The organism is Nocardia coffeae (genome assembly GCF_019890715.1).
Taxonomy (GTDB): domain Bacteria; phylum Actinomycetota; class Actinomycetes; order Mycobacteriales; family Mycobacteriaceae; genus Nocardia; species Nocardia jiangxiensis.
Genome location: NZ_JAINZY010000029.1, coordinates 26,293 through 42,667, shown reverse-complemented (window position 1 = coordinate 42,667; position 16,375 = coordinate 26,293). Strand labels below are relative to the sequence as shown.

Annotated in this window: 16 protein-coding genes; 8 read left to right on the top strand and 8 right to left on the bottom strand. The window is 67.6% G+C overall.

Going from position 1 to position 16,375, the window contains the following annotated elements; all coding sequences use genetic code 11:
- Positions 1–171 precede the first annotated feature (171 nt).
- Entirely contained in the window at positions 172–1,401 is a 1,230-nt protein-coding gene (locus K7711_RS49190; RefSeq protein WP_308015246.1) for a cytochrome P450 family protein, read from the bottom strand.
- Between the two features lie 359 nt (positions 1,402–1,760).
- Here K7711_RS49190 and K7711_RS45965 point away from each other — a divergent pair, with 359 nt between their 5' ends.
- The 4 genes from K7711_RS45965 (at position 1,761) to K7711_RS45950 (ending at position 5,430) form a co-directional block, all read left to right on the top strand.
- Positions 1,761–3,038: a hypothetical protein gene (locus tag K7711_RS45965; protein WP_222979301.1), complete on the top strand. Its 1,278-nt coding sequence runs from the start codon at positions 1,761–1,763 to the stop codon at positions 3,036–3,038.
- A gap of 95 nt (positions 3,039–3,133) precedes the next feature.
- Positions 3,134–3,790 carry an ABC transporter ATP-binding protein gene (locus K7711_RS45960; protein ID WP_308015245.1) on the top strand — a complete coding sequence of 219 codons (657 nt, stop codon included), beginning with the start codon at positions 3,134–3,136 and terminating at the stop codon, positions 3,788–3,790.
- Positions 3,790–4,566, top strand: a complete 777-nt coding sequence (locus K7711_RS45955; RefSeq protein ID WP_222979299.1) for an ABC transporter permease — start codon at positions 3,790–3,792, stop codon at positions 4,564–4,566. The genes K7711_RS45960 and K7711_RS45955 overlap by 1 nt, the downstream gene beginning before the upstream one ends.
- Before the next feature lie 204 nt (positions 4,567–4,770).
- Complete coding sequence (locus K7711_RS45950; RefSeq protein ID WP_308015244.1) at positions 4,771–5,430, top strand: PP2C family protein-serine/threonine phosphatase; 660 nt, start codon at positions 4,771–4,773, stop codon at positions 5,428–5,430.
- Positions 5,431–5,448: 18 nt separating this feature from the next.
- Here the strand turns inward: K7711_RS45950 and mscL are convergent, their stop codons facing one another.
- Complete coding sequence (gene mscL / locus K7711_RS45945; RefSeq protein ID WP_222979296.1) at positions 5,449–5,922, bottom strand: large conductance mechanosensitive channel protein MscL; 474 nt, start codon at positions 5,920–5,922, stop codon at positions 5,449–5,451.
- A 146-nt stretch (positions 5,923–6,068) separates the two neighbouring features.
- On the opposite strand from mscL, the gene K7711_RS49185 reads away from it, so the two are divergent.
- Complete coding sequence (locus tag K7711_RS49185; protein ID WP_308015243.1) at positions 6,069–6,806, top strand: helix-turn-helix domain-containing protein; 738 nt, start codon at positions 6,069–6,071, stop codon at positions 6,804–6,806.
- Here the strand turns inward: K7711_RS49185 and K7711_RS45935 are convergent.
- Entirely contained in the window at positions 6,788–7,168 is a 381-nt protein-coding gene (locus K7711_RS45935) for a VOC family protein (RefSeq protein WP_222979292.1), read from the bottom strand. The two genes, K7711_RS49185 and K7711_RS45935, sit on opposite strands and share 19 nt — an antisense overlap.
- 195 nt (positions 7,169–7,363) lie before the next feature.
- On the opposite strand from K7711_RS45935, the gene K7711_RS45930 reads away from it, so the two are divergent.
- Positions 7,364–8,344 (top strand): AraC family transcriptional regulator ligand-binding domain-containing protein, encoded by a 981-nt coding sequence (locus K7711_RS45930; protein ID WP_308015242.1) that lies wholly within the window; start codon positions 7,364–7,366, stop codon positions 8,342–8,344.
- On the opposite strand, the gene K7711_RS45925 is transcribed toward K7711_RS45930, so the two are convergent.
- The 3 genes from K7711_RS45925 to K7711_RS45915 form a co-directional block, all read right to left on the bottom strand.
- A complete protein-coding gene (locus K7711_RS45925; RefSeq protein WP_051193550.1) occupies positions 8,341–8,550 on the bottom strand; it encodes a hypothetical protein in 210 nt (69 codons plus the stop codon). The genes K7711_RS45930 and K7711_RS45925 overlap by 4 nt on opposite strands.
- Positions 8,551–8,772: 222 nt before the next feature.
- Positions 8,773–10,494 carry an AMP-binding protein gene (locus K7711_RS45920; protein ID WP_222979279.1) on the bottom strand — a complete coding sequence of 574 codons (1,722 nt, stop codon included), beginning with the start codon at positions 10,492–10,494 and terminating at the stop codon, positions 8,773–8,775.
- A complete protein-coding gene (locus K7711_RS45915) occupies positions 10,491–12,161 on the bottom strand; it encodes an AMP-binding protein (protein ID WP_222979310.1) in 1,671 nt (556 codons plus the stop codon). The genes K7711_RS45920 and K7711_RS45915 overlap by 4 nt, the downstream gene beginning before the upstream one ends.
- 69 nt (positions 12,162–12,230) lie before the next feature.
- Between K7711_RS45915 and K7711_RS45910 the strand changes: the two genes are divergently transcribed.
- Positions 12,231–13,085: a helix-turn-helix transcriptional regulator gene (locus K7711_RS45910; protein ID WP_222979278.1), complete on the top strand. Its 855-nt coding sequence runs from the start codon at positions 12,231–12,233 to the stop codon at positions 13,083–13,085.
- Positions 13,086–13,184: 99 nt separating this feature from the next.
- Here K7711_RS45910 and K7711_RS45905 read toward each other — a convergent pair whose 3' ends face one another.
- Complete coding sequence (locus K7711_RS45905) at positions 13,185–13,724, bottom strand: YceI family protein (RefSeq protein ID WP_222979277.1); 540 nt, start codon at positions 13,722–13,724, stop codon at positions 13,185–13,187.
- A gap of 93 nt (positions 13,725–13,817) precedes the next feature.
- Here K7711_RS45905 and K7711_RS45900 point away from each other — a divergent pair, with 93 nt between their 5' ends.
- Positions 13,818–14,651, top strand: coding sequence for an MmyB family transcriptional regulator (locus K7711_RS45900; protein ID WP_235748840.1), 834 nt, complete (start codon positions 13,818–13,820; stop codon positions 14,649–14,651).
- Positions 14,652–14,696: 45 nt separating this feature from the next.
- Here the strand turns inward: K7711_RS45900 and K7711_RS45895 are convergent, their stop codons facing one another.
- Complete coding sequence (locus K7711_RS45895) at positions 14,697–16,373, bottom strand: glycerol-3-phosphate dehydrogenase/oxidase (RefSeq protein WP_222979275.1); 1,677 nt, start codon at positions 16,371–16,373, stop codon at positions 14,697–14,699.
- Positions 16,374–16,375: the final 2 nt, after the last annotated feature.

Sequence of the window (16,375 nt, the reverse complement as noted above, 5' to 3'; positions counted from 1 at the left end):
TGACGTTCCCTTCTGCTCTGCGTCCGCTCGAGATTAACCGCCGCATACCGAATAAGTAAATACGGCTTCGCTATACCAGCAGGTGAAACCTGTTACAGTTTCGCCAGTATTGTGGCAGGTGAGCGTACTTGTGTTACTGCGAGCAGAAGGATGTTGTTATCCGTATGCCGCCTACTTGAGTCGAACGGGAAAGGCTGTCATCCCGTGGATCAGGAAGCTGGGCTGCCAGATCGGATCCGCTGCCGTGGCGCTCGGGCCCAGGTCCGGGAACCGGCGCAGCAGCGTCCGGAACGCGATATCGGCCTCGAGCCGGGCCAGCGGCGCGCCCACGCAGTAGTGGATGCCGTGACCGAAGGCCAGATGTCCGCTCGCATCGCCGGTGGTGCGCAGCGCCTCGGAATCGGCGTAGTGCTCGGGATCCCGATTGGCCGCGCTCAGCGCGACGTACACCAGTTCGCCCTCCGGAATGTCCACCCCGCCGATCTGCACGGGCTCGTCGGTGAAGCGCGCGGTGGCCCAGCCGACCGGTCCGTCGTACCGCAGGAACTCCTCCACCGCGGCGGGCACGCCGTCGGGATCCTCGCGCAGGGCGCGCAGCTGATCCGGGTTGTGCAGCAGCGCCCGGACGCCGTTGGCGATCAGATTCACCGTCGTCTCGTGACCGGCGACCAGCAGCAGGAAGGCCATCGAGACCAGTTCGCGCTCGTCGAGACGATCGTTGTCCTCGTCGCTGGTGTGCACCAGCCCGGACAGCAGATCCTCGCCGGGGTTCGCGCGTTTGGCCTGGACGAGCCGCCGCAGATACTCGGACATGTCCGAACCCGCCGCGAAGACCTCCTCGTCGGTCTTCGCCGCGCCGCCGATCAGCATCTTGGTCCAGCGCTGGAAGCCCTCGCGGTCGTCGAGCGGCACGCCGAGCAGTTCGCAGATCACGGTGACCGGCAGCAGCACCGCGAAGGACTGGATCAGATCGACCTCGTCCCGGCCCTCCATCGCGTCCAGCAGGCCGTCGGTGATCTCCTGGATGCGCGGCTTCAGCGCGGCCACGCTGCGCGCGGTGAAGGCCTTGTTGACCAGCTTGCGCAGCCGGGTGTGGTCCGGCGGATCGGTGTTGAGCATGTGGCCGGACAGATCGAACATGCCCGGATTCGCCCGGGACGCAGGATTTTTGCGTTCGAAGACCGCCAGCAGGCCGGGCACGTTCTTGCGCAGCCGGGAATCGGTGAGCGCGGCGCGCCCCTCCTCGTATCCGACGATCACGTAGCCCGGCACGGAGTTACGGGGCAATTCGACGTACAGCACCGGGCCGCGTTCGCGCCAGCGACGGTAGTAGGCGTGCGGGTCGGAGAAAAAATCTTCGCCGACTGTTTCGATCGGAGTAGGTGCTTCGGTATCGACCACGATGTCCTCACTGTCCTCTGCGATCGAGATCCGATCGCGCTCCCTGTGCGGCTGTCGGCCCCACCTCATCCAAGCTACTCGCGGGTACCGGGACAGGCTGTGGCGCAAGCGATCACGAGGACGGCGGGGAAATGGGACGAGCCGCGCATTCGAAACCGTCCGGTTCCGGGTCGGTAGTCCAGTTCGGAATGTTCGGTAGCCCTACCGTTCTGCGCGTGTCGCGCGCGCCACGCCGAGGATTTGTGCGAAGTGGCAAACTTGCGGTTTCGCCATGGGCGGTCTATCGACTATTAATGCTATGTGCCGCTACCAACCGTGACCCCTTGGCTGCCGCAGCATCTCACACGCTTGGAGGCGCGATGACCATCGAGCACTCGGGCGAGGACGATGTCACGCATCTGGCAAAACGGGTCGAGCATGCCCGCGGACGGCTGGCCTATCAGTTCGACCCCGCGCTGACCGAGGCCCTGTCCGAAGACGAGCTGCGCGCCGAACGTGAACTCGCCGAGAAGATTCGCGAGGCCGAGCGCGACCAACGCTGGAAGCATGTCCAGGCCGCGGCCGCGGCCTCCGACGAAGCCAGGACAACATCTCAGAAGATCGCGAAAGCCGACATGCGTGATCTGTTGCTCGCCCGCCGGGCGCTCGCCGCACAGCGGCGCGAATCGAGTCCGCACGCCAAACTGGCCTCGCTGTACCGACATCGGGCGTGGTCGCTGCGCGCACTGGCCGGTGTCGTGGCGGCCGGCATGTTGTGGTCCGCGGTGAACGTGCAGCACAACATCGCCCCCGGCGGTCCGACCGATCCGCTGTACTGGTTCAGCTACCTGCTCGAAGCCATGATCAGCGTGTGTCTGGTCATCATCATGATCGGCACCAACAAGGTCGCCGAGTGGGGCATCCTGGACAGCCGCAAGCAGGTCGCGATCGCCGAATTGGCCCTGCTGTCACTGACTGTCGGCCTCAACACCTACCCGTACCTGAGGTCGGGCCGCTGGTACGACGTCGGCGTGCACGCGGTCGCCCCGGTGATGATCGGTGTCGCGCTGCTCATCCACCACGCCGCCAGCTCGCGGTACGGCATGGCCATCGCGCACGCCACCGAACAGGTCCGCGATCTGCCCGACCCCTCGGAGCAGATCCGTCGCACGATGCCGACCTTCGTGAGTTTCTTCCGGCAGAACGTCTCTCCGGACGTCACCCGGCCCAGCGGCGCGCTGATGGCGTTGCCTGGAGGGGAGGCCACCTCCTCGGCCGAGGACTCCACCCGGGTGGACGCCATGGCCGGGGAATCCGACAAGCCCTCGACGGTGGACGCGGACGACACGCTCACCTCGTTCCGCTCCGCGGGCGCCGACGATTCCGCGAGCAGCAACGAATACCGCGCCAACGAAGCCTGGCTGAACGGTGCGGACGTCAACGGTGCGCCGGCGAAGAACGGAAAGTCCGGCGGCAACGGCAAAGCCGCGAGCAACGGCGCGGATGCCGATGCCGGACAGGACGATTCGCTCAACGGCTACGACACCGGCCAGTTCCGGATCGCCGAGACCCTCGAACAGGAACTCGCCGAACTGCGCGCCGAACGTCGTCGCGCCCGCGCGAGCAAGCAGCGCGCCTCCTCGTTCAGCGAGGACTGAGCAGAACTCCCCGAACGCGCTGTCATCCGCACCGGATGGCAGCGCGTTCGTGTGGTTGCGGTGCGTTACGTGCCCGGGTGCGGCAGGGTGGTGTCGTGCACAGCATCGTCCTGGAGCAGGTCGGCGTGGATTACGGGCCGACCACGATATTCGCCGACGTCAGTGTGCGGCTGCCGGGCGGCCGGTGTACCGCGGTGGTGGGGCCCAGCGGGGCCGGTAAGACCACGTTGCTGCGACTGCTGAATCGGCTCGCCGAACCGACCAGCGGGCGGATCCTGCTGGACGACGTGCCGATCACCGAACTCGACGTACTCGATCTGCGCCGCCGGGTCGGGCTGGTGCCGCAGCGGGCGACGCTGCTGACCGACGTCGTCATCGATGAGCTGCGGGTCGGGCGCGCGGAACTGACCGAGTCGCAGGCGGGTGAGCTGCTGCGGCGGGCGGGACTGCCGAAGACCTTCCTGCATCGACGCTGTGCCGAGTTGTCCGGCGGTGAGGCGCAACGGGTCTGCCTGGCGCGCGAGCTGGCCGTCGGCCCGCAGGCGCTGATCCTGGACGAGCCGACCTCGGCCCTGGACGAGGCCGCCGCCGGAGCGGTCGCGGATCTGATCGCCGAGCACACTCGCGACGGCGGATCGGTGGTACTGGTCAGCCACGACAGCGGATTCGTCGGGCGGGTCGCCGACGAGGTGCTGCTGCTGGGCGGCGGCGGGCTGTCCCGGCTCGGCGCCCACGACGATCGGAAAGCCTGATGGTGGAAGGACTTTCGGTCCCGAACTGGCAGGGCGTCGGCACCTCGGTGGCGCTGGTGGCCCTGGCCGCGCTGATCGCCTACCGGCAGCGACTGCATCTGACGCGTGAGTTGCTGATCGCGGCCGCGCGCGCCGGGGTGCAACTGGTCGCGGTCGGCGCGATTCTGCTGATTCTGTTCCGGCACACCGGATTACCGGGCGCACTCGGCTGGGTGGTGCTGATGGTCGGCATCGCCGGACAGGTCGCCGGACGACGCGGCGCCGGTCTGCCGCATGCGATTCGAGCCGCCACCACCGGGGTCGCGTTCGGGACGGTGATCACCCTCGGCGCGCTGATCGCGTTGCAGGTCATCTCGACTCAGGCGCGGGTGGTGGTGCCGGTCGGCGGCATGATCGTCTCGGGGTCCATGCAGGCGACCGGGATCGCCCTGCGCCGCCTGCGCGAGGACGCCGTGGCGGCCCGTCCCGCGATCGAGGCGCGACTGTGCCTGGGGCTGCCCGCTCGCGCCGCATTCCTGCCGTACCGGCGCTCGGCGCTGCGCACCGCCTTGGTGCCCGGCATCGATTCCACCAAGGTCGTCGGCCTGATCAGTCTGCCCGGCGCGATGACCGGCCTGATCCTGGCCGGGGTCGAACCGCTCACCGCGATCCGCTATCAGATCGTGGTGATGTACATGCTGCTCGCCGCGGCATCGCTGGCGGCGCTGGCCGCGGCCCGGGTCGCCGAACGCGCTCTGTTCGACGACGCTCAGCGACTGATCACCCTGCCGGGCTGACCGGAGAACATGCCGGTCGTCCGGTTCTCAGGAATCCCACAGACGAATCTGGTGTTGTCCATGGGTGTGCGGGGTTTACTTGAATTACTGCCGACAGGCAGCGCGGGGTGAGCTGAGCCCAAGGAGGCGGCCGTGGACAGTGGTGTTACCGCCGCGTTTTCCCGTCGTGAGCTGATTCGGGTGGCGGGTGTCGCAGGAGCATCGGTGAGCAGGCGTGGCCTGCGGTCGCTCAATGCCGATGCCGTGTCCAGCTGGACCGATCCGAGTACCGGGACGAGCGCGTTCGTGGTCGCGGACGGAGTCGGCGATCATCTGCCGGCTGCCCGTGCCGCCCGCACGGTCGCCGCGGTCGCCGCGCGCACCGCGACCCAGGCCGGCGCCGCCGACGGAATACTCGCCGCGCAAGCCGAACTGTTGCGGCAATTCCCCGAGAAGGAAGCCGACGCGGTCCTGGTCGTCGCGGTTGTGCCGCCGGCCGACGGGCCGTGCGACATCGCCTGGGTGGGGGACTGCCGCGCGTACCGGTGGAACGGGCGGGTGCTGCATCAGATCACCACCGACCACACGGCCGCGGAATACTTCCGGTCCCTCGGGCGCAATCCGGCGCGGCGCTTCGAACATCTGGTGATCACCTCCGCGCGCACGGTCACTCCCGAGGCCATCGGCCGGGCCACGACCGGATCGAGTCACGGCCGTTTCCTGCTGAGCACCGATGGTGTGCACAAGCCGTTGAGTATGACGGAGATCAAGGAGACGCTCGTCGGGTGCGCCACTCCGGCGATCACCGCGGAGGCTCTCGTGGAGGGCGCGCTGCGAGCCGGAGGTAGCGACAACACCACGGCCCTGGTGGTGGATTGCGGTTGACCGCCGCGCACGAGCGGTTCAGTCGGCGATACTGCTCGCGGTGACGCGTCGCGAGTCGGTGGCCGAGTCGTCGGAGCGATCCGAACCGTCGGAGGCGGCCGAGCCCTTCGCCTGAGCGGCGAGCAGATCGCGGATCTCGGTCAGCAGTTCTTCCTGGGTGGGTTCGGACTTCTTGGTCTCGCCCCGGGCGAAGCGCTTCTTGAGCGTGTTCATCGGCAGGATCAGCGCGAAGTACAGCACGGCCGCGACCATGATGAAGTCGATGGCGGCGCTGACGATCGGCCCGATCGCGATGAAGGTGGCCGGCTTACCGGGCACCAGCTGGAAGCCCAGCCCGAGCTGGCTGTTGCTGCCCAGAATCGCCAGCAGCGGTTCCACGATCCCCTTGGTGACCGACCGGACGATCGCGGTGAACGCGGTACCCATCACGACCGCGACGGACAGGTCGATGACGTTCCCGCGCATGAGGAAGTCTTTGAAACCCTTGAACATGGTGATGCGGACCCCAATCCGAACTAGCTTTGTTTCCCTCCGGAAGTCCTGGGTAGTCTAGTGGTCCCCACAGGGGCATCGGATGCTCCCCGGTGCATGTGGCGATGAACACGGACGGGCAGAGCGCGCCGCGTAGTGTGTCGGAGGTGCAGATCCATCCGCCGCCGCGGTATCGGGAGCGTCGCTCCCGGACGGTCCCGGGCGCGACGGTGTGGGCCCGCACGATCGGCCCGGCCGACGACGCTCCCGTCCTGCCGGACGGATGTATGGATCTGCTCTGGCTGCGCGGCCGACTGGTCGTCGCGGGCCCGGACACCCGCGGCTATCCGACTACCGCCCCGCCCGGAACGCGGGTCACCGGAATCCGGTTCTTCCCCGGCACCGCACCCGCACTGTTCGGCGTCCCGGCACGCGAACTGCTCGACCGGCGAGCCGATCTCGACGAGTTGTGGCGGCCCGCGCGGGTGCGTCCGCTGACCGAAGTCCTTGTCGCGTCGACCGATCCGATGACCGAACTCGACCGGATCGCCGGAGCTGTTGCCGCCGAGACCGATCCGGCCGATCCGGCGTTGCGCGTGGTGGTGCGGCGGTTGGGTGCGGGGTCCTCGGTGGCCGCCGTCGCCGAGTCGCTGGGGCTGGGGGAGCGGCGACTGCATCGAATGTCGCTGTCCGCCTTCGGGTACGGACCCAAGATGCTGGGCCGGGTGCTGCGCCTGCAACGTGCGCTTGCCCTGGCCCGTCGGGGAGTCCCGTTCGCCGAGACCGCATTCCGCGCCGGATATGCCGATCAGGCCCATCTCGCGCGTGATGTTCGCGAGCTGGCCGGGACGTCACTGGCCCGGTTGATCGCCCGGGATCGGTCCGTTCAGACGAGCGGGGCGTAGAGGTCGACCCCGTTCCCGTCCGGATCCAGGACGGTGGCGTAGCGCTGGCCCCAGACCGCGTCGAACGGTTCGATCTCCCCGCGATATCCCGCCTCGATGAGTTCGGCGAAGACCTTGTCCACCTCGGCGGCTCCGTCGCATTCCACCGCCAGCCCGATCCGGCCGGGCCGGCCCTGCCAGTCGGGATGGAAGGAGCGGACGTTGTCCTCGGAGTCGATCATGAACTGCATGCCACCGGGTAGCCGGGCCTGGACGTGGCCGCCGGTCGCCTCGCCGAACTCCACCCCCAGACGGCGGTAGAACCGCACGGCGGCAGCGAGATCCGCGGCGACGAGGCCGATCACATTCAGTCGAAGAGTCATGGTTCCGGACTCTATGGCGGTGATCGGGACTCGGTCTTGAACAAATCGGACACCGGGCCGAGGAGTACCCGACATAATGCGGACCGCTGCGCTCGCGGCGACTACTCTGCCAGGTAGCTATTTCCAGGAAGATTCTTCGGGGAAACAGTAGGCAGGAGGGGCATGGGGACTGACTCGACGTTATTGCACCGATTTGTGATTGCACGGCTTGTCGAAGCCGGGCTGGATCGTGACCGGCTGCTACGCGCGTGCGGGCTGCCCGATTGGGTGATGACCGGACCCGGCGCACATGTATCAAACGACCATTTCAGTCGACTCTGGGAAATCGCCGAGCAATGGCTCGACGATCCCGACGTGGCCTTGCACATCGCGAGCCGCTACGAGCTGTCGACCACGCGGCTCTACGACTACCTGTTCACCAGCGCACCGACGGTCGGCGCCGGGCTGGCGACCTGCGGGCCGTACGTCACCGCGGTCACCAGCAATCACCGCTTCGACCTGTTTCAGGAGAACGCGGAAGAGGCGACACTGTCGCTGGAGATGATCGAGGGCGATGGCCGGGCCCGTGAGCTGACTCAGCTCTGGGGACTGGTCGCCGTGCTGACCAGGGCTCGTGCCGTCGTGGATGCGCCGCTGGACCCGATCCGGGTGGCACTGCGGCAGTCCGCGCCGCGGAATCTGCGGGCCTTCCGGGAGGTATTCGGTTCGGGGGAGATCGAATTCGACGCGCAGATGGACGCGATGACGTTCCGGGCCGCCGATATGGATCTTCCGCTGACCACTGCCGATCCGGCGCTGGCCGAGGTGCTGCAACCGCTGGCGGCCACGTTGCCGCCACCGCCGCCGCTGGAACTGAGCTGGCCCGAACGGGTGGGCGCCGCACTGGCCGAGGCACTGGACCAGGGTGAGGTCTCGCTGGAACGGGTCGCTCGCCGACTGGCCACGAGTCCGCGCACGCTGCAACGCAGGCTCACCGAATCCGGCACGACCTGGCGGCGGGAGCTGGATCGTGCCAGGCTCCACCGCGCCGCGGCCGCGGGCCCGGTGAGCCGTGCCCGGCAGGCGCAGTTGCTGGGATACGCGGACGCCGCCTCGGTACGTCGCGCTGCGCAGCGGTGGAACGTTGCGGCGCAAGCGCGTTCGTTCGTGGAAGCGGGGATTGTCACCGGATCCTAGAATCGCAGGTGGGTGGCGGCGATTCCCCAGAACGTGGTGCGTTCCAGGGAATCGAAATCCCAGCTCTCCGCTATTGCGTGGGTTGCGGCGACGATCGCGGGTACGTCGAAATCGTCGCGGGTTGCGGTGCCCTTCGCCTCGAGAGCGGCCACGACGTACGCCGTGGCGCTCTCGCTGGTGTGCTGGGACCCGGTGTGCTGCGGCAAGGCAATCTCCAATCGTCGAGATACGGACTGTCGATCACGAATAATCGGGACGTGAGCCCCAGTTTTGTGTGCTGACCAATTGCCTTGCTAGCCCGGAACACGCCACTTTCGGGCAAACGCGCCAAACTTCGGCCGGACACCGGATACCCGACACGAAAGTCGGATACGCCAGCTGGAGCTGCCGGGGTGGAGACTATCCGAATCATGATCGCTGCGTGGCCATTAGTCGAGTGTCGTTGTGCGAACGAGTTCTTCGTAGCGGAATTCGGTGTCGATGCGTGCGCCGGAGGCGTGTGCTGTCTGTTCGCGGCGCCGCAGTTCCACTCGCCGGATCTTGCCCGAGATGGTCTTGGGCAGTTCGGTGAACTCGAGCCGGCGCACCCGCAGATAGGGCGCGAGATGGTCGCGCGCGTATTCCAGGATGGCGCGGGCGGTCTCGTCGTCGGCGGCCCATCCGGCGGCCAGCGTCACATAGGCCTTGGGCACGGCCAGCCGGGTGTCGTCGGGCTGCGGCACCACCGCGGCCTCCACCACCGCCGGATGTTCGATCAGCACGCTCTCCAGTTCGAAGGGGGAGACCTTGTAATCCGAGGATTTGAAGACGTCGTCGGTGCGGCCGATATAGGTGATGTAGCCGTCGGCGTCGCGGGTGGCGACATCGCCGGTGTGGTAGTAACCGCCCGCCATCGCCGCGGCATTGCGTTCGGGGTCGTCCAGGTATCCGGTCATGAGATTGACCGGATCGGCGCTCAGATCGAGGCAGATCTCACCCTCGTCGGAGAGTTCGCCGGTGATCGGATCCACCAGCACCACAGGGACTCCCGGCACCGGACGCCCCATCGATCCGGGCTTGACCGGCTGGCCCGGGGTGTTGCCGACCTGCAGGGTGGTCTCGGTCTGGCCGAAGCCGTCCCGGATGGTCAGGCCCCACGCCTTCTGCACCTGCGCGATGACGTCGGGATTGAGTGGCTCACCCGCGCCGAGGATTTCGCGCAGTCCGTCCGGACGTTCGCCGAGGTCGGCCTGGATCAGCATGCGCCACACCGTCGGTGGCGCGCAGAAGGTGTTCACCCCGGCCCGGTGCAACTGCGCCAGCAGCGCCGCGGCGTCGAATCGCGCGTAGTTGTAGACGAAGATCGTCGCCTCGGCGATCCAGGGGGCGAAGAAGCAGCTCCAGGCGTGCTTGGCCCAGCCGGGTGCGCTGATCGCCAGATGGACGTCGCCGGGGCGCACGCCGATCCAGTACAGCGTGCTCAGATGTCCGACCGGATAGCTGGTCTGGTTGTGCCGCACCATCTTCGGCTTACTGGTGGTGCCGGAGGTGAAGTAGACCAGCAGTTCGTCGGTGACATCGGTGACCGCCCGGAACGGCCCCGCGCTCTCGACCGCGTCGGCCTCGGTGTAGGCGTGCCAGCCCGGTACCGGGTCACCGACCACGACCCGGGTGTAGTCGCCGTCCAGCTCGGCGAATTTGGTGGCGTCCGCGGTGTTGGCGATGACGAAACACACTGCGCCACGGTCGATCCGGTCGCTCAGGTCGGTGGGGCCCAGTGCGGCGGTGGTCGGCATGATCACCGCGCCGAGTTTGGCGACGGCCAGCATCGCCTCCCAGAGTTCGACCTGGTTGCCGAGCATCAGCAGCACCCGATCGCCCTTGCGCATACCGAGATTCGCGAACCAGGTCGCGACCCGATCCGAACGGCGCGACATCTCCTGGAAGGTGACCTTCCGTTCGCTGCCGTCCTCCTCCACGATCCACAGGGCGGTGCGGTCGTTGCCGTGCGCGATCACGTCGAACCAGTCGACGGCCCAGTTGAACTTCCCGGTCGGCCGAGGCCAGCGGAAGGTGCGCTGCGCGCTCTCGTAATCGGTTGCCGCACCGAGGAGCTGGTCGCGGCTCGCGCGATAGAGCGCGGTATTGGACGTGGGTTCGGGCCGGGTCACTGAGCCTCTCCTGTCGAGCCTGAGGTGGTGTCCGCCGAATCGGCGGTGAACAGTTGCGCGGAGATCTCCCGCATCTCGACCTTGCGGATCTTGCCGGTCACGGTCATCGGGAATTCCTCGACCAGATGCACGTAGCGGGGGATCTTGAAATGGGCGAGCTTGCCGGTGCAGAATTCGCGCAGCGAGGTAGCGTCCAATGATGTTGTGCCCTCGCGCATTCGGATCCAGGCGACCAATTCCTCACCGTATTTCGGATCGGGTATTCCGACGACCTGGGCGTCGAGGATATCCGGATGGGTGTAGAGGAATTCCTCGATCTCGCGGGGATAGATGTTCTCGCCGCCGCGGATCACCATATCCTTGATCCGGCCGGTGATCGCGACATATCCGTCCTCGTCCATCACCGCCAGATCGCCGGTGTGCATCCAACGTCCGGCATCGATGGCATCGGTGGTTCGTCCGGGATCGTTCCAGTAACCGAGCATGACCGAATAACCGCGGGTGCAGAATTCGCCCTGTTCTCCGCGCGGCACCGTGAGACCCGTTGCGGGATCGATGATCTTGACTTCCAGATGCGGGCCGACCCGGCCGACGGTGGCGGTGCGCTGGGCCAGTGAATCGTCGCGGCGGGTCTGGGTGGACACCGGCGAGGTCTCGGTCATGCCGTAGCAGATGGAGACCTCGCTCATGCCCATCCGATCGATGACCTGTTTCATGACTTCCATCGGGCACGGCGATCCGGCCATGATCCCGGTCCGCAGCGAGCTCAGATCGTACGAGTCGAATCCGGGGTCGGCGAGTTCGGCGATGAACATCGTCGGCACGCCGTACAGCGACGTACAGCGTTCGGCCGCAACGGTATCCAGTGTCGCGGCCGGATCGAACGCGGCGGCCGGGATGACCATCGCCGCGCCGTGACTGGTCGCGGCCAGATTGCCCATCACCATGCCGAAGCAGTGGTAGAAGGGCACCGGAATGCAGATCCGGTCCTCGGCGGTGTAGCCGCACAGTTCGCCGACGAAATAGCCGTTGTTCAGGATGTTGTGGTGTGAGAGCGTCGCGCCCTTGGGGAATCCGGTTGTGCCCGACGTGTATTGGATGTTGATCGGATCGTCGGGGGACAGGTTCTGCTGTGCCGCGGCCAGTTCCGCGGGGTCCGCGGCTTCGCCCGCCGCCAGCAGCGCGGACCACTCGTCACTCTCGAGCAGGATCACCTGCTCCAGGTCCGGGCATTCGGGCCGGGCCTGCTCGATCATCGCCGCGTAGTCCGATCCCTTGAACTCGGTCGCGGCGACCAGTAGCCGGATTCCGGCCTGCTGCAACACATATCGCAGTTCGTGCATCCGGTACGCGGGGTTGATGTTGACCAGGATCGCGCCCATCTTCGCGGTCGCGTACTGCGCCAGCGTCCACTCCGCGCGATTGGGCGCCCAGATGCCCACCCGATCGCCCTTGCCGATGCCCGCGGCCAGCAGACCCGAGGCCAGTGCGTCGACGCGCGCGCCGAGTTCGCGATAGGTCCAGCGCGCCCCGGTGACGCGATCGACGAGCGCGTCACGCTCGCCGTAGGTCGCGATCGTGCGGTCCAGATTGTCGCCGATAGTATCGCCGAGTAATGGCGTGTCCCATGCTCCGTGTGTATAACTGGTCGGCCGAGCCAGGCCCATGCTCCAACTCACGGTTATAGGATCTAGGTCACAGTTGCCCGTCGCTACCCCCGGAAAGGGGTGCCCGCAATGAGTTCCGCCGATGTCCTGCGCCCGCGCGATTCCGACGCGTTGCGCGCGGAGTTACGGCAGGTCGCGGCGGTGTCGGGGATGCCGGTGGTATTCGGCGGCCAGGTGTACGCCGGTGCGCTGGTGCTGACCGAGTTCCTGGGTACCCGGACCAGTGCGATGCGAGGTCTGGTGGTATCCCCCTCCTCGGGGGTGGGCGGTGCGGCCTTCGCCAGTAAACGTCCGACCTCGGTCGCGGACTACCGGGCGGCCTCCACGATCACCCATCACTACGACGCGCCGGTGCTGACCGAGGGGCTGCGCGCGGTGGTCGGCATTCCGGTCGTGGTGGGCGGGGAGTCGCGTGCGGTGCTGTACGTCGCGAGTCGTGATGCCGGTCCGGTCGGTGACCGCGCGGCCGATCTGGCCATGGCGGCGGGGCGGCGCCTGTCGGTCGAGTTGGCGATCCGGGACGAGGTGGACCGGCGGCTGCGGCTGCGTGAGGCCGCCGCGCCCGCGCCCGGACCGGACGCGGTGGTCGCCGAGCAGCTGCGCGCCATTCACGCCGAGGTGCGGGGTATCGCGCAGACCGTCGGCGATGCGGTGACCCGCACCCGCTTGCGGGATCTGTCCGACCGGCTGGCCCGGCTCATGTCCGATCCTGGGATCCCGGACGAGGTACCCGCCCTCGCGCCGCGCGAACTCGACGTGCTCGCGCAGATCGCGCTGGGGTGCACCAATGCCGAAGCCGCGGAACGTCTTTCGGTCGGTCCGGAGACGGTGAAGAGTTATCTGCGCAGTGCCATGACCAAACTGTCCGCGCACACCCGGCACGAGGCCGTGGTGCGGGCGCGGCGGCACGGGCTGCTGCCCTGACCGGTCCGATCGGCCCGTCGCCCGGACACGTCGAAGCCGCCCCGGCCGGGATCGGCGAGGGCGGCTTCGCGCGCGAGAATCAGACCCGTGGTCCGGGGCTCAGCCCTGGGGCTCGATCAGCTGGATGTCCAGCTCGATGGCGATCTTGTCGCTCAGCATCGCGGCGGGCACGGCCGGGGCGACCTCGAAGTCCGAGCGCTTGAACGAACCGGTGGCGGAGAATCCGGCGTGGCGCTTGCCGTCGCCCTGGAACTCCTGCACGCCGCCCCACTCGACCTCGAGCGTGACCGGCTTGGTGACGCCGCCGAGGGTGACATCGCCGGTGACCTCGAAGTCCTCGGCCACCTGCACCGGCTCGGACGCCTTGAAGTGCAGGGTGGGGCGCTTCTCGACGTCGAGCAGGTCGGCGCTGCGGACGTGGTTGTCGCGGCCTTCGTTGCCGGTGTCGAAGGAGTCCAGGTGGATGGTGGCCTCGATGGTGGCGGTGCCGGACTCGTCGACGACGAAGCTGGTCTCGAAGTTGTTGAAACGTCCGCGTACCTTGGAAATGCCCAGGTGGCGGACGGTGAAGTTGACCGAGGAGTGGTTGGCGTCGAGCTCCCAGGCTCCGGTCGCGAGGGTCTGTTCGGAAGTCGTCATGTGCACCAGCCTTCCGGACCGTGGTCCGGTTATCCACACCGCCCTTATCCTGGTACTGGTAGGGCGCGGATAACGGGTCCGGGATAGTAGAGGATGGATGGTGTGTCGAGGTCCGAATTCGCCGAGTTCCTGATAGCGCGGCGTGCGCAGTTGCAACCCGAGGAAGTCGGGTTGCCGTCGGGGCGTCGCCGCCGCACACCGGGTCTGCGTCGCGAGGAGGTCGCGGCGCTCGCGGGAGTGAGTGTGGATTATCTGGCCCGCCTCGAACAGGGGCGGGACACCAATCCCTCGACCGCGGTCCTGGCCGCCTTGGCCGACGCACTGCGCCTGAACGAGGTCGAACGGCACCACTTCAGCAAGCTGGCGCTGGGGCTGGACCACCAGGTCGGCAGTTGTCCCGCCGACGGACGGGCGTTCGAGCGCGTCAGCGACACCGTGCAGGCGGTGCTGGACGCGATGCACCCGACACCGGCGTTCGTCCTGGGCCGGCGGCTCAACATTCTGGCCTGGAACGCCGCGTGGCGCGATTTCGCCGAGCCGCTCGGCCTGCTCGACGCCTCGGTCGAAGGCAATCTCGCGCACTACCTGTTCGGCCATCCGGCGGCGCAGAAGTGGTGGACCGACTGGCCCGTGGCCGCCGACCTGATGACCTCGGCGCTGCGCGCGGCCCGCTCCCAGTGGGGCGAGGACCCGCAGCTCACCGAGACCATCGAAGCGCTGCAACGCTTTCCGGAGTTCATGCGTCGGTGGCAGGAACATCGGGTGACCGATTACCGTTCGGCCACAGTGCATCTGAACCACCCGGTTCGCGGTGAGGTCGAGGTCGAGATCGAAACCCTCAATCCCGCAGTGGATCAGAGCGTCATGGTGTGGTTGGTGGACCGGCGTCGGGTGCACGCACCCGGACTGCGGTTGGTCAACGAGTAGTTCGCGGCCCGACTCGGCTGCCGGGCCGCTGATCTTCCGAGACGCTCAGCAGGGCGGTGCGATCAGACGTGCCGCGTTCGCCGCGTCGTCGTCGGCGGCGGCGTTGGCGGCCAGTTCGGCCTGCACTCGTTCTCGATAGCGGGCCAGCTCCTGAGCCTTCGTCGCCTCGTCCCAACCCAGATGTGCGGCAACGAGATCCGCCGCCACGGCCGCTGCGGCCAGGCCGCGGTCGGCCACCTCGATGGAGATGCGGGTGCGGCGGGTGAGGATGTCGTCCAGATGCAGTGCGCCCTCGTGGGTGACCGCGTACACCGCCTCCGCGCCGAGATATTCGGTGCCCGGCAGCAGCATGCCGAGTTCGGGTTCGCGATCGATCATGGCGAACAGTTCGGTGGCCAGGGAGCCGTAGCGGGACACCAGGTGGGTGGCCGCGGCGACCGAGAGCCCGGCCCGCTGGGCGACGCTGTCGATGTCGTCTCGCAGTTCGTGATATCCGGCCGCGCCCAGGATCGGCAGATGCGCGGTCACCGAGGGAGCCACCCCGCGCCCGAATCCGGCCACCGCGGCGTCGATCACGTCGGCGGCCATCACCCGGTAGGTGGTATACTTGCCGCCCGCGATCACGAACAGTCCCGGAACCGGTTCCGCCACAGCGTGTTCGCGCGAGAGTTTCGCGGTGCTCGACGACGCCCCGGACAGCAGCGGCCGCAGACCGGCGTAGGTCCCCACGATGTCGGCGTTCGAGAGTGGTTCGCGCAGCAGCGAATTGACGTGATCGAGGATGTACCGCACATCGGCGGCGCTGGCGACGGGATGATTCTTGTCCAGCGACCAGTCGGTGTCGGTGGTGCCGATGATCCAGTGCTCCCGCCACGGGATCACGAACAACACACTCTTCTCGGTCTTTATGATCAGCCCGGTGTCCAGATCCAGCCGCTCGCGCGGCACCAGGATGTGCACGCCCTTGGACATCCGCACGTGGAACGGGAAGTCCACGCCGGTCATGGCATTCATCTCATCGGTCCACACGCCCGTCGCACTGATCACCCGCCGGGCGCGCACCGTATACTCGCGCCCGGACTCTCGATCGGTGACGATCGCGCCCACGACCTGCTCCCCCTCACGGAGCAGGCCGGTCACCTTCGCCCGGGTCAGCACGGTCGCGCCGTGCCGGGCCGCGGTGCGCGCCAACGTCATCGTGTGCCGTGCGTCGTCGACCTGTGCGTCGAAGTAGCGGATCGCGCCGACCATCGAGTCCTGACGCAGCGCGGGAGCCAATTCCAGTGCGCGCGAACGACTCAGGTGCCGGTGCATCGGCAATGCCCGTGCACCGCCCAGGGTGTCGTACAGCGCGACGCCCGCACCGATGTACGGCCGCTCCCAATGATGTTGCAGCGGAAACAGGAACGACACCGGATGCACCAGGTGCGGGGCCAGCGTGTTCAGCAGCAGGCCCCGTTCCCGCAACGCCTCCCGCACCAGCGCGAAATCGAACTGTTCGAGATAGCGCAGACCCCCGTGGATGAGCTTGCTGGAGCGGCTCGACGTTCCGGCCGCGAAGTCCCGGGCCTCGACCAGCACAGTGGTCAGGCCGCGGGAGGCGGCGTCGAGGGCGGCTCCGGCACCGACCACGCCGCCGCCGATGACGAGTACATCCACCTCGTCCTCGCCGAGCGAGGCGAGTGCTGCGGCGCGATAGGTGGGGTCCAGATGTGCGGGCACGG

Coding starts and splice junctions, on each gene's coding strand:
- K7711_RS45965 (WP_222979301.1), top strand. CDS start 1,761: ATGACCATCGAGCACTCGGGCGAGGACGATGTCACGCATCTGGCAAAA.
- K7711_RS45955 (WP_222979299.1), top strand. CDS start 3,790: ATGGTGGAAGGACTTTCGGTCCCGAACTGGCAGGGCGTCGGCACCTCG.
- mscL (WP_222979296.1), bottom strand. CDS start 5,922: ATGTTCAAGGGTTTCAAAGACTTCCTCATGCGCGGGAACGTCATCGAC.
- K7711_RS45935 (WP_222979292.1), bottom strand. CDS start 7,168: ATGACTCTTCGACTGAATGTGATCGGCCTCGTCGCCGCGGATCTCGCT.
- K7711_RS45915 (WP_222979310.1), bottom strand. CDS start 12,161: ATGGGCCTGGCTCGGCCGACCAGTTATACACACGGAGCATGGGACACG.
- K7711_RS45910 (WP_222979278.1), top strand. CDS start 12,231: ATGAGTTCCGCCGATGTCCTGCGCCCGCGCGATTCCGACGCGTTGCGC.
- K7711_RS45905 (WP_222979277.1), bottom strand. CDS start 13,724: ATGACGACTTCCGAACAGACCCTCGCGACCGGAGCCTGGGAGCTCGAC.
- K7711_RS45900 (WP_235748840.1), top strand. CDS start 13,818: ATGGATGGTGTGTCGAGGTCCGAATTCGCCGAGTTCCTGATAGCGCGG.